The 13,055-nt window shown below is 65.2% G+C and carries 7 protein-coding genes; 4 read left to right on the forward strand and 3 right to left on the reverse strand.

What is annotated here, in order from left to right:
- The first annotated feature begins 36 nt into the window (after nt 1–36).
- The 3 genes from recC to recD are packed head-to-tail and all read left to right on the forward strand — an operon-like array spanning nt 37 to nt 8,884.
- Nucleotides 37–3,330, forward strand: coding sequence for an exodeoxyribonuclease V subunit gamma (gene recC, locus BN1134_RS10600; protein ID WP_042047135.1), 3,294 nt, complete (start codon nt 37–39; stop codon nt 3,328–3,330).
- Nucleotides 3,330–6,848 (forward strand): exodeoxyribonuclease V subunit beta, encoded by a 3,519-nt coding sequence (gene recB / locus BN1134_RS10605; RefSeq protein ID WP_042047137.1) that lies wholly within the window; start codon nt 3,330–3,332, stop codon nt 6,846–6,848. The genes recC and recB overlap by 1 nt, the downstream gene beginning before the upstream one ends.
- Nucleotides 6,845–8,884, forward strand: a complete 2,040-nt coding sequence (gene recD, locus BN1134_RS10610; RefSeq protein WP_042047138.1) for an exodeoxyribonuclease V subunit alpha — start codon at nt 6,845–6,847, stop codon at nt 8,882–8,884. Before recB ends, recD begins: the two co-directional genes overlap by 4 nt.
- 201 nt (nt 8,885–9,085) lie before the next feature.
- Here the strand turns inward: recD and BN1134_RS19715 are convergent, their stop codons facing one another.
- Nucleotides 9,086–9,544, reverse strand: coding sequence for an uL30 family ribosomal protein (locus BN1134_RS19715; RefSeq protein ID WP_156991740.1), 459 nt, complete (start codon nt 9,542–9,544; stop codon nt 9,086–9,088).
- A gap of 98 nt (nt 9,545–9,642) precedes the next feature.
- A complete protein-coding gene (locus BN1134_RS19720; RefSeq protein ID WP_156991741.1) occupies nt 9,643–10,380 on the reverse strand; it encodes a hypothetical protein in 738 nt (245 codons plus the stop codon).
- Nucleotides 10,381–10,600: 220 nt separating this feature from the next.
- On the opposite strand from BN1134_RS19720, the gene dbpA reads away from it, so the two are divergent.
- Nucleotides 10,601–11,980 carry an ATP-dependent RNA helicase DbpA gene (dbpA, locus tag BN1134_RS10615; protein ID WP_042047139.1) on the forward strand — a complete coding sequence of 460 codons (1,380 nt, stop codon included), beginning with the start codon at nt 10,601–10,603 and terminating at the stop codon, nt 11,978–11,980.
- 67 nt (nt 11,981–12,047) lie between these two features.
- On the opposite strand, the gene BN1134_RS10620 is transcribed toward dbpA, so the two are convergent.
- Nucleotides 12,048–13,055, reverse strand: a complete 1,008-nt coding sequence (locus BN1134_RS10620; RefSeq protein WP_042047140.1) for a CobW family GTP-binding protein — start codon at nt 13,053–13,055, stop codon at nt 12,048–12,050.

The raw sequence follows: 13,055 nt of genomic DNA on the forward strand, positions 1-13,055 counted from the left end.
TGACAATCCGGCCATTGCCTTCGATGGGGATTGTCCATGTTCACCCTCTATCACTCCAACCAGCTCGACGTGCTCAAGGCCCTACTGGTCGAGCTGGTGCGCCGCGACCCGCTGACCGATCCGTTCGAGCGCGAGCAGATCCTGGTTCAGAGCCCCGGCATGGCCCAGTGGCTCAAGCTGGAGCTGGCGAGCGCCTTCGGCATCGCCGCCAACATCGACTTTCCCCTGCCGGCCAGCTTCATCTGGCAGATGTTCATCGAAGTGCTGGGCGACGTCCCGGCCCGCAGCCCCTACAACAAGCAGAGCATGAGCTGGCAGTTGATGATGACGCTGCCGACCCTGCTCGAGCGACCCGATTTCGCCCCCTTGCGCAGTTACCTCTCCCCGCAGGAAGAGTCCCCCGAGCAGGTACGCCTGTGGCAGCTGTGCCAGAAGGTCGCGGATCTGTTCGACCAGTATCTGGTCTACCGCCCCGACTGGATCGAGCGCTGGGAGCGCGGTGAGGGGCTGCCTGCCGAGCTTGGCGAGGTGGCCGGCCAGGATTGGCAACCCGTGCTGTGGCGCGAGCTGGTGGCCCGTACCCTGCAACTGGCCGACAGCGGCTATCACAGGGCGAACCTGTTCGAATCCTTCATTCAGGCGCTGCAAAGCGGCGCCCCTCTGCCGGGACGGCTGCCCAAGCGGGTCTTCGTCTTCGGCATCTCGGCCCTGCCGCCCGGCTATGTGGAGGCGCTGCGGGTGCTCGGCGAGCGCATCGAGGTGCACCTGTTTGTCACCAACCCGTGCCGCTACTACTGGGGCGATCTGCTCGATCGCAAGACCATGGCCCGCCTCGAGCGGCGGCTGCGCCCCGGCACCGACCTTGAGACCCTGCAAGGGGAGAGCAACCCACTGCTCGCCTCCATGGGCAAGCTCGGGCGCGACTACCTGCACCACCTGATGGGGCTGGAGCCGCCGGAGGTGGAGGCCTTCGTCGACATGACCGACGACACCCTGCTGCACCGCCTGCAAGGGGATGTGCTGGAGCAACGCGATCGCGGCGCCGTGTGCGACGACCCCGACTCGAGCCGCCACAAGACGGTGCTCACGGCGGGCGATCACAGCTTGCAGATCCACGCCTGCCACAGCCCGGTGCGCGAATTGGAGGTGCTGCACGATCGCCTGCTCGATCTGTTCGAGCGTGACCCGACCCTGACCCCGAAAGAGGTGGTGGTGATGATGCCGGACGTGGCCGGCTACGCCCCCTTCATCCAGGCGGTATTCGGGGCGCGCGGCCAGATCCCCTTCTCCATCTCGGATCGGGCGGCGAGCCAGGAGAGCCCGCTGCTGCAAAGTTTTTTGGCGCTGCTGCGCCTGCCACGCCAACGCTTCGGGGCGGGCGAGCTGCTCGCCCTGCTCGAGGTGCCGGCGGTGCTGCGCCGTTTTGCCCTGACGGTGGAGGAGTTCGACACCCTGCGCCGCTGGGTGCAGGAGAGCGGCATCCGCTGGGGGCTCGACGATGCCTACCCGGAGCGCTTCGACCTGCCGGCCCTGTCGGGCAACTCCTGGCTGTTCGGCCTGCGCCGCATGCTGCTTGGCTACGCCATGGGGGAGGGGGAGCCGGTGGCCGGCATCCTGCCCTATGCCGAGATCGAGGGGCAGCAAGGGGTGACGCTCGGCAAGCTCGCCGCCTTCGTCGACACCCTGGCCCACTTCCTGCCGCTGCTGGAGCAAGCCCGCTCCCTGCCCGAGTGGCACCGGCTGCTGCACGCCCTGCTCGCGGCCTGCTATGACCCGGATGAAGACGAGGAGCGCCACATCCAGCTGGTGCGCGATGCCATGGCCAGCTGGCAGGAGACCCTCGGCGAGGTGCGCTTCGACGAGCCGATTACCCCAGCGCTGCTGCAAGATGTGCTCGGCCAGGCGCTGGCGGCCCAACGCTCGAGCCAGCGCTTTCTCGCCGGCCAGGTCAACTTCTGCACCCTGATGCCGATGCGATCCATCCCGTTTCGCCAAGTCTGCCTGCTCGGCATGAACGACGGCGTCTACCCGCGCACCTTGCCGCCCATGGGGTTCGACCTGATGGCGCTCGCCAGCCGGCGCGGGGACCGATCGCGCCGTGACGACGACCGCTACCTCTTCCTCGAGGCGCTGCTGAGCGCCCAGGACGGCCTCTACATCAGCTATCAGGGCTTCAGCGTGCAGGACAACAGCGAGCGTGAACCCTCGGTGCTGCTGGCCGAGCTGCTCGACTACCTGCGCCAGGGCTTCGTGTTGGCCGGTGATGAAGCGCTGCCTGACGACGAATCGGGCCGGCGCCTGTTGCAGGCGCTGGTGACGGCGCACCCGCTCACCCCCTACAGCCGCGACTACTTCTTTCCCAAAGATGAGCGCCTCTTCACCTATGCGGCCGACTGGCTGCCGGCGCTCACCCCCAAGGCGGGGGCGGGCAACTTCCAGAGCGGCGATCTGCCCCTGCCCCCCGAGATGGAAGGGGGCGAGTTGGAGCTGGCCGAGTTGCTGCGCTTTTACCGCAATCCGGCGCGCTACTTTCTCAACCGCCGCCTCAAGGTGTGGTTTGAGCTAGATGACACCCGCCTCGAGGAGAACGAGCCCTTCGCCCTCGACGGGCTGGAGAACTATCAGCTCAAAGATCAATTGCTGACCGCCCACCTGAATGAAGGGGGCACAGAGCGGCTGCGCGAGCGGCTGCGGCTGGCCGGTCAGCTGCCCCAGAGCTGGTTCGGCCCCCTGCTGCTCGATGAGCTGGACGATAAGATGGCCGGGCTGGCCGAGCGGGTACGCCCGCTGCGATCGGAAAAAACGCCGGTGGAGATCGACATCCCCCTGCCTCAAGGGCGGCTGCTCGGCTGGCTCGACAGCGAGCAGGGCAAGCAGCTCATCGTCAAACCCGGCAGCTTCCACGGCCGCGACTGGCTGCAAGGCTGGCTCAGGCACTTGTGCCTGTGCCTGTCGCGCTCCCCCGGCGAGACCCTGCTGCTCGACGGGCTCAAGAGCTGGCGCCTGCCCGTGCTTGCACCCGAGGTGGCCCGCCGCCACCTGCTCGCCCTGGTCGACGACTGGGTGGCGGGGCTGCGCCACCCGCTACCGCTGTTTCCCAAGAGCGCCTGGAGCTGGCTTGGCGAACAGGAAAAAAGCGGTGACGAGGAGAAGGCGCTGCGCGCCGCCCGCACCAGCTTCGAGGGGGGCTGGCAGCTGATGGGCGAGGGGGAAGACCCTTACATCCAGCGCTGCTTCCCCGCACTGGACGAGGCGGTGATGAGCCAGCTCATCGCCCTCGCCCGTACCCATCTGTTGCCCCTTTATCAGGCGCTGGAGGAGATCGACTGATGTCCCGCACTCTGGATACCCTGCGCTTTCCCCTGTTTGGCGAGCGCCTGATCGAGGCCTCCGCCGGCACCGGCAAGACCTACACCATCGCCGGTCTCTACCTGCGCCTGCTGCTCGGCCACGGCCCGGCCGATGAGGAGGGGCAGCTCACCGCCCACGCCCGGCCTTTGAGCGTGACCGAGATTTTGGTGGTGACCTTTACCGAGGCGGCCACCGCCGAGCTGCGTGACCGCATTCGCGGCCGCATCCACGAGGCGCGCCTGGCCTTCCTGCGCGGGCAAAGCGGCGATCCCTTGTTGGCCCAACTGCTCGGCGAGGTGCCGGATCACGACGCGGCGGCGCGCCTGCTGCTTGCCGCCGAGCGGCAGATGGACGAGGCGGCGGTCTTTACCATCCACGGTTTTTGCCAGCGGATGCTCAAGAGCAACGCCTTCGAGTCTGGCGCCCTGTTTGAGACCGAGTTTCTCACCGACGACAGCCAGCTCAAGTTGCAGGCAGTGAGTGATTACTGGCGCGCTGACTTCTATCCGGCCGGGGAGTCCCTGGCCCGCGCCCTGCGCCAACATTGGAAGAGCCCGGCCGATCTGCTGGCCGATATTCAGGGCTGGCTCGACAACCCGGAGCTGGAGATCCTGCCGCCGGCCGGCGACGAGACCCTGCTTGCGCGCCACGAGCGGGAGATGGCCAGGGTGGCGGCGGTGAAGGCCCAGTGGCGCGACCACCTCGATGCCCTGCGCACCCAGACCGAGGGGGTGGTGAGCCGCTACACCGGCAAGAACTACGAAGGCTGGCTTGAGAAGATTGGCCTGTGGGCCCACAGCGACGAGCACGGCTATGCCCTGCCCGATCCCCTGGCCCGCTTTGCCCGCTCGGCCCTGCTCGAAAATCTCAAAAAAGGGGAGAAGGCCCCGGATCTGCCGCTGTTCGCTGCCATCGAAGAGCTGGTGACCCGCCCCCCCGCCATCGACGATCTGGTGTTGCAGCGGGCTGCCCGCGAGGTGCACAAACGCATGGGGCGCGCCAAGCGCGAGGCTTATCAGCTCTCGTTCTCGGACTTGCTCGGGGATCTCGACCGGGCGCTCACCTCGCCCTTGGGGGAGCGGCTGCGCGAGCGCATCCGTGCCACCTACCGGGTGGCCATGATCGACGAATTCCAAGATACCGACCCCCAGCAGTACCGCATCTTTCACGCCCTCTACGGCGGGCAGGAGGAGACGGCGCTGCTGATGATCGGCGACCCCAAGCAGGCCATCTACGGTTTTCGCGGCGCCGACATCTTCACTTACATCCAGGCTCGCCGGGCTGTGAGCAGTCACTACACCCTGGGGCGCAACTGGCGCTCGAGCCAGGCGCTGGTGGGGGCGGTCAACGCCCTGTTCGAGCGCGCCCGCGCTCCCTTCATCTATGACCAGGACATCCCCTTCCTGCCGGTGGCGGCTCAGGGCAAACCGCAGGGGCTGACGCTGGCGGGGGCCGAGGCGCCGGCCCTGTGCTGCTGGTGGCTGGCAGAGAGCCCCACCATCAACAAGGGGAGCTACCAGTCGCGCATGGCGAGCGCCACGGCGGCGGAGATCCACCGATTGCTGACCCTGGCCCGCCAGGGGGAGGCTCACCTTGGCGACGCGCCCTTGCGCGCCGGCGACATCGCCGTGCTGGTGCGTACCGGCACCGAGGGGCGGGTGGTGCAGCAGGCCCTCTCGGCGCTCGGCATCGCCTCTGTCTATCTTTCTAACCGCGAGAGCGTGCTCGATAGTGCGGAGGCGCGCGAGATATTGCTGATCTTGCACGCCTGCCTGCACCCGAGCGACGAGCGGGCCCTGCGCGCGGCGCTCGCCACGGGCCTGTTCGACCTCGACGCCAAGGCGCTGGACGCCTTCAGCCGCGACGAGAAGCTGTGGGAGGCCACGGTGCAGGAGTTCACCGACTACCGCCGCCAGTGGCGCCGGATCGGGGTGCTGGCCATGCTGCGCGCCCTGCTGCACCGGCGCAAGCTGGCCGCCAGCCTGCTGGCCGGCCCGTTCGGGGAGCGGCGCCTGACCAACTACCTGCATCTGGCCGAGCTGCTGGAGCAGGCGGCCAGCGAGCTGGACGGGGAGTATGCCCTGCTGCGCTGGCTGGCCGAGGCGACCCGGGAGGGAGGGCAGGCCGAGGAGCAGGTGCTGCGCCTCGAATCCGAGCGCAAGCTGGTGCAGATCGTCACCATCCACAAGTCCAAGGGGCTCGAATACCCCTTGGTGTTCCTGCCGTTTATCTGCGCCCACCGCGAGAGCGACACCCCCCTCTATCACGAGGGGAGCCGCACCCTGCTCGATCTCAGCCGTTCGCCGAAGGCGCTGGAGCAGGCCGAGCGCGAGCGTCTGGCCGAAGATCTGCGCCTGCTCTACGTGGCACTGACCCGGGGCGTCTACGCCACTTGGCTCGGGCTGGCGCCGGTGCGCTCGGGGCCGGGCAAGTCGACCAAGACCGATCTGCACAAGACCGCCATCGGCTACCTGTTGCAACGGGGCGAGGAGGGGGAGGCAACGCTGATGGCCGAGGCGCTGACCACCCTGGCGCGCGAGGTGCCGGGAGTGGTGGTGGGTGAGCCGTCACTCGCTCGCCCGGCCCCGCTGCCCGCCGAGCACGAGGCGGAGGCCACACCTAAGGTGCGCAGCTTCGGTGGGCGCATCGAGCGCGACTGGTGGGTCAGCTCCTACTCGGCGCTCTCCAGCTCCGGCAGCCACCACGATCGCGGTGTACTGGCGACCCCAGGTTTTGACGCCGAGGTGGCCCGCGAGCGCGGCGAAGAGATGGCGCCGGAGCGCTCCATCTTCACCTTCCCGCGCGGCGCCCGGCCCGGCACCCTGCTGCACACCCTGTTTGAGGAGATCCCCTTCGAGCTGGCGCGCGATCCCGCCCGTCACGACGAGGTGGCCCCCCAGGTGGCGGCCCTGCTCGAGCGCGACGGCTTCGAGCCCGAGTGGAGCGAGGTGCTGACCGCGCATCTGGCGGCCGTACTCGGGACCGAGCTGCTGCCGGGGCTGCGGCTGGGTGAGGTGGCCCACCATCAGGCTGAGCTGGAGTTCTTCCTGCCCATGGAGCGGGTCACGGCCGAGGGGCTCGATGCGCTGCGAAGGGCCCACGATCCCCTCTCGGCGCGCGGCAAGCCCCTCGCGTTTCAGAGCGTGCAGGGGATGCTCAAGGGCTTTATCGATCTGGTGTTCGAGTGGCAGGGGCGCTGGTACGTGCTCGACTACAAGTCCAACTGGTTGGGGCAGAGCCCCCTCGATTACGGCGGCGCGGCCCTCGAGCAGGCCATGCTCGATCACCATTACGATCTGCAATACCAACTCTACACCCTGGCGCTGCACCGGCTGCTGGCCCACCGCCTGCCCGATTACGATCCGGCCCGCCACCTGGGCGGCGTCTTCTACCTGTTCCTGCGCGGCATGCCCGAGGCCGGCGTCTTCCACGCCGCTCCCGCCCTTGAGCTGGTGCACGCCCTCGATTCACTCTTTAACGGCGAGGAGGCAGCATGAGCACGCCCATCCATTCCGATAGCCCCTTGCTCACCCGGCTGCGCGCCCTGGCCGAGGCAGGCCGCGTGCGCCAGCTCGATCTGCAATTTGCCCGCCTGATCGAGAGCCTGGGGGGCGAGCCGGAGCTGGTGCTGGCCGCCGCGCTCGCCTGCTTCGAGCTGGGCCGTGGCCACATCTGCCTGCCGCTGGATGCCATCGAACGCCCGTTCGGGCTCGACGGTGACGAGCGCGCCGCCCTGCTCGAGGGGCTGGCCCCCTTGGCGACGTGGCCGGCGCGTCTGGCCGCCTCGCCCCTGGTGGGGGACGGCAGCCACAGCGCGCCCCACACGCCGCTGGTGCTCTGGTGCGGGCGGCTCTACCTGACCCGCTACCACGACTTCGAACGCGCGGTGGCCGCGCGCTTGCGCGCCCTCTCGGCGCGGGCCGAGTTCCCCGACATCCGCGCCGCGCTGGATCGCCTGTTTGCCCGCGACTACGGGCGGCTGTTCGCGGCCTTGCTGCCCCTTCGCACTGCCCCGGATTTCTCGGTGCGCCACTTCCTTGAGAAGTACCTGGACGTGGTCGAGGGGGCCGCGCTTGCCTGGGACGAGATCGCCGCACTGCTCGCCTCGGCCCAGAGCGGCGCCGAACTTGCCCCCCTCGATACCCTGATCCCGCCCTCGGCCTGCTCCAACGGCCAGAAGCTCGCGGCGGCCACCGCCGCCGGTCGCCCCTTTGCGGTCATCTCGGGCGGCCCCGGCACCGGCAAGACCACCACGGTGGCCAGGCTGCTCGCCATCCTGGTCGAGACCGGGCTGCGGGCCGGGGCGGCGCCGGCCATCCGGCTGGTGGCCCCCACCGGCAAGGCGGCGGCGCGCCTGACCGAGAGCATAGGGGCGGCCCTCGGCGATCTGCCGCTGAGCCCCGACGTGGTGAGCGCCATCCCGACCGAGGCGGGCACCCTGCACCGGCTGCTCGGGGTGATCCCGGGGCGCAGCCAGTTCCGCCACCACGCCGGCAACCCTTTGCATCTGGACGTGCTGGTGGTGGACGAGGCCTCCATGGTGGACTTGCCCATGATGGCGCGCCTGCTCGAGGCGCTGCCACCGCAGGCTCGCCTGATCTTGCTTGGCGACAAGGATCAGCTCGCCTCGGTCGAGGCCGGCGCCGTACTGGCCGATATCTGTAGCTTCGTGACGCAGGGGGTGAGCGAGGCGCAGGCCAACTGGCTCGCCGCCCAGAGCGGCTACCTGGTGGCCGGCTCGGCCGCCGGCGCCCCGGTGCGCGACAGCCTCTGCCTGCTTAGCAAGAGCTGGCGTTTTGACGAGCGCTCCGGCATCGGCCGGCTGGCGCGCGCCTGCAACGGCGGCGATCCGGCCGCCGTCGAGCGGGTGTGGGGGGAGGGGTTTACCGACATCGCCCTGCACCCCTGGAGCGCCGAGCGCTACGAGGCGCTGATCCAGCAGGCGGTCGATGGCTATCGCCCCTATCTGGCGGCCCTGCGCGAGGGGCTCGCACCCAAGGCGGTGTTCCTGGCCTTCAACGGCTTTCAGATCCTCTGCGCCCTGCGCGAGGGGCCGTTCGGAGTCGAGGGGCTCAACGAGCGCATCGAGGCGGCGCTCAACCGGGCGCGGCTGATCGCCAAAGAGGGGGAGTGGTACGCCGGACGCGCCGTCATGGTGGTGCAAAACGATCACGGTATCGGCCTTTACAACGGCGACATGGGTCTGTGCCTGCCGGATGAGGAGGGGCGCCTCAAGGTGTGGTTCGAGCAGGCCGACGGCGGCGTGCGCAGCCTGCTGCCGAGCCGTCTGCCGCCCCACGAGACGGTGTTTGCCATGACCATCCACAAGTCTCAGGGCTCGGAGTTCGCGCACACCGTGCTGGTGCTGCCCGATGCCCCCAGCCCGCTGCTGACCCGCGAGCTGGTCTACACCGGCATCACCCGCGCCAAGGCCCGCCTCGATCTCTACGGCGATCGCGCCCTGCTGGCACAGGCGGTGCGCAAAAAGACCGAGCGCTATTCGGGATTGGCGCAGAGGTTGGGGCAGGGTTAGATGTTAGGTTACTGACAAGGGGGAATGCGAGGTCGATGGCTTTGATGGGGGCGGGTGGCTTGGCGGTTCTTTGCCAAAGAACCGTCTCCAATTAAGGCGCTCACTCCTGTTCTCGCGCCAAATCGTGTGTAGAATAGCTCCTACTGACCTCTACCTTGCGATCGTTAGGCAGTATTCAAAGTGGTAGATATCAGGTGATGACTATATCGATATATTATTTATTATTTCCACACTCAGAGTGTCATTATCCGCTATGCATAAGAATGACCTGAGCATGACGTTAGAGAAAAGTTCAACACGATCAAGTAAGGCATTACAAGCTCTGCGGACTAATACTGGATATTGTTTTCCATTAGCTTTTGCAACTCCGGCGTAGTAAAGATAACCAACCCTCAGTTTAGGTATATGTTGGAAACCGTCTGGGTATAATATTTCATTCCCACACTCCTTAAACACCGGTTCGCAAAGCAGTAATTCATGTACGACACTCTCGCTCACTATTATGTTTAGTGAGCCTTCAACAATATCATTCCAATTCATGCTTTTTTTCATTTTATCAGCACGGCTTGGGTTTAATTTCATGATCACAGCCTCTCCGGGAGGCCCCATGTTTACATTATGCTTTGATGACCTAGCCTGCACTTTTCCTGAGAAGATCAAATTCTATTCCTTAATTTCTGTACATGATTTATATTAATTGTCGGTTGTGACTACTAAGCTGAAGGAGGTCCTGAGTATAGTTAATTAACCACTATGCGTTATTTCAACTGCGGTACGCCATTTATATGTTCAAGCCATTTATTTATTGATGTTTTCTGTTTTTCTGTAATTCTCCCTTTAGATATTATTGTCTTTCTGACGCCAACTAAAAAAGCAGTTTTTTCTGATGGTAACTTCTCGATGCCCACATCAATCCAGAATAAATAGTTATATATCTTTTGCAATGTTAAGGGGCTTAGATTATCTGGCGCTTTGGCTGAAATATTGTTTATATGTTGAATGTCAGACCTAGAAAGTCCCTGAGAGTTAAGTTTTTCGTAGTATTCCTTTAGGACTGAATATGAGCATTTAAGTTCATTTACGAGCTTATTTTCTCTTAGCATTAGGTACTCAATGGCTTTTTTTTCTTGGTTATCCTCACCATTACCTCTTTGTCCGCCAGTACTACAACTACCTTCGCGATCTTTTGTGGATAAAGTAAACTTAGTTAGATCTGGTATTCCTGATATAGCACCTTCACCTGCCTTATTTTTTGCACACGTCGGTCCAGAATAATATAACAATCCTGTTTCTAAATCTTTTAGGATATAGGCTTTTAGGGAAGTTAGATATTGTGGACAAAAATCACACTTCCTGGAAGTTTCAGTCAAATCACGTCGAATTACTTGATAAGGCAAAATATCATCCTCGATGCATGCTTGTGCTGGCTGGCTATCACCAGAAGGTGTCTGTCCTGGCCAATTACACTGAACTTTAAATAGGCGAAATGACAGCACAGATTAACTTCAGCCATCCTGGATAATCGCCGCGACCATGGTATCGGATGGATCTTTAAAGAGAAGATCGTTGCCGTAAAAATGCCGAGTGGATCGCGTTATGGCACGATGAGTTTGAGCTGAGGCTGACGGTTAGGTTGAACATCATGAAACCTGCGCGTTTTCCCGCCAAGTCTGCTATGCTCCGCGGCCGTCCTTCTGGCCCAGCGAGATACCTGCCGTGAACCACACCGACTTTGCCCAACTGGGGTTGCCCGCCGCCCTGCAAGATAACCTCGATGCCCTCGGTTATAAGGAGATGACTCCGATCCAGGCCCAGAGTCTGCCGCTGGTGCTGGCTGGCAAGGACGTGCTCGCCAAGGCCAAGACCGGCAGCGGCAAGACCGCCGCCTTCGGACTGGGGCTGCTGGCGGCGCTCGACGTGGGCCAGTTGTCGGTGCAATCCCTGGTGCTCTGCCCGACCCGCGAGCTGGCCGATCAGGTGGCCAGCGAGCTGCGCCGTCTGGCGCGCGCCATGCCGAACGTCAAGCTGGTGACCCTGTGCGGCGGCGTACCGACTGCGCCCCAGTCCGCCACCCTGGGCTTTGGCGCCCACATCGCCGTCGGCACCCCGGGCCGGGTGCTCAAGCACCTGGAGCAGGGCACCCTGCGCCTCGAAGCCCTCACCACTCTGGTGCTGGACGAGGCGGATCGCATGCTCGACATGGGCTTTGGTGAGGATATCCACAAGGTGATCCGCTTCGCCCCGCGTGAGCGGCAGACCCTGCTCTTCTCGGCTACCTACCCGGACGAGATCGCCAGCATGAGCCGCGGCGTGCAGCGCAACCCGGTCGAGGTGAGCGTCGAGGCCATCCACCAGGACGCCGCCATCGCCCAGCAGCTGTTCGAGGTGGCGCCGGGCACCCGTCCCGAGGCGCTGGCGCGCCTGCTCAGCCACTACCGCCCCGCCTCCTGCGTGGTGTTCTGCAACACCAAGCGGGCCTGCGGCGAGGTGAGCGACTATCTGGTGAGCCGTGGTTTCTCGGCCCTGACCCTCAACGGCGATCTCGAGCAGCGCGAGCGCGATCAGGTGCTGGTGCGCTTTGCCAACGGCAGCGCCTCCATCCTGGTGGCGACCGACGTTGCCGCCCGTGGCCTCGATATCAAGGAGCTGGGCGCCGTCATCAACTACGAGCTGACCTATGACCCCGAGGTGCACGTGCATCGCATCGGCCGCACCGGCCGTGCCGGTCAGCAGGGGTTGGCGCTCTCCCTCTATCAGCCGAATGAGGCCCAACGCGTGACCCTGATTGAGGAGTACCTCGGCAGCCCCCTGCCGCAGGGGGAGTTGGCGGCGCTTAGCAGCGAGCTGCACCCGGTGGCGCCGGAGTTTGCCACCCTCTCCATCGGCGGCGGTCGCAAGCACAAGCTGCGTCCGGGGGACATCCTCGGTGCCCTGACCGGTGAGACCGGCCTGCCCGGCGATCAGGTGGGCAAAATTCAGGTGCAGGATCAGTTCTCCTACGTGGCGGTGCGCCGCGCCCAGGCCAAGGCGGCCCTCAAGCGCCTGAGCGAGGGCAAGATCAAGGGCAAGAGCTACCGGGTGCGCCTGCTCGGCTAAACGGGCGGCAAAGAGAAGGGGCCTGACGCGTGCGTCAGGCCCCTTTTGTATGGGCGCTCGGGCGGGATCAGATCGCCGCGCAAGCGGCAAAGCCTTCGCGCAGCGGCTCAACGGGCAGGTAGCGGCCGATGATCACCAGCCGCGAGCGGGGCGGCGTCTCGCCCCAGGGGGAGCCGTAGTCGAACCCCACCACCTTGTGCACCCCCTGCACGATCAGCCGGCGCGATTCACCGGCGATGGCCAGCACCCCCTTGTAGCGCAGCATGTCGTTGCCGTGCTGTGCGATGCACTGCTCCATGAAGGCGCCGATGCGCTTGAGATCCAGCTCGCCCCCCTCGAACAGCTGGGCCTGTATGGTGTCGTGCCAGGAGCGGGTCTGCCCCGAGAGGGGGGCGAAGGCCTCGCCGCCGGCCCGCACGATGCGCACTCCCTGGCTCAGGGGCAGCTCGTCGCTCAGGGTGAAGGCGTCGATGTCGAGCCAGAGCGCCGGGGGGCAGGCCCCCTGCTGCACGTCGATGATCTCGGCCTTGTGGTTGATGCGGTGGATGCGGGCGAGGGCCGCAGCGCGAGTCGCCTCGTCCACGCTGTCGCACTTGCTGAGCAAGATGCGATCGGCAAAGCCGAGCTGGGCTGCGGCCACCGGGTGCTCGTCGAGCTGGCGGGCGATGTGCTGGCAGTCGGCCAAGGTGATGACGGCATCGAGGCGCAGCGCCTCGCGCAGGGCCTCTTCCACGAAGAAGGTCTGGATGATGGGGCCCGGATCGGCGAGGCCGGTGGTCTCGACGATGAGCCGCTCGAAGGCCAGCTCGCCACGCGCCCGGCGCGCCAGCAGATCGGTGAGGGCGGCGGCGAACTCGCCGCGCACGCTGCAACAGACGCAGCCGTTACTGAGCTCGACCACGCTCACCCCCTCGCCCCCCTCCAGCAGGGCGCCGTCGATGTTGGCGGCGCCGAACTCGTTCTCGAGGATGGCCACAGGGGGCCCTTGATGGTGGCGCAGGAAGTGGTTGAGCAGGGTGGTTTTGCCGGCGCCGAGAAAACCGGTCAGCAGGGTGACCGCAATCGCCTGGTTCAT

The sequence above is a fragment of the Aeromonas simiae genome, assembly GCF_000820125.1.
GTDB lineage: Bacteria > Pseudomonadota > Gammaproteobacteria > Enterobacterales > Aeromonadaceae > Aeromonas > Aeromonas simiae.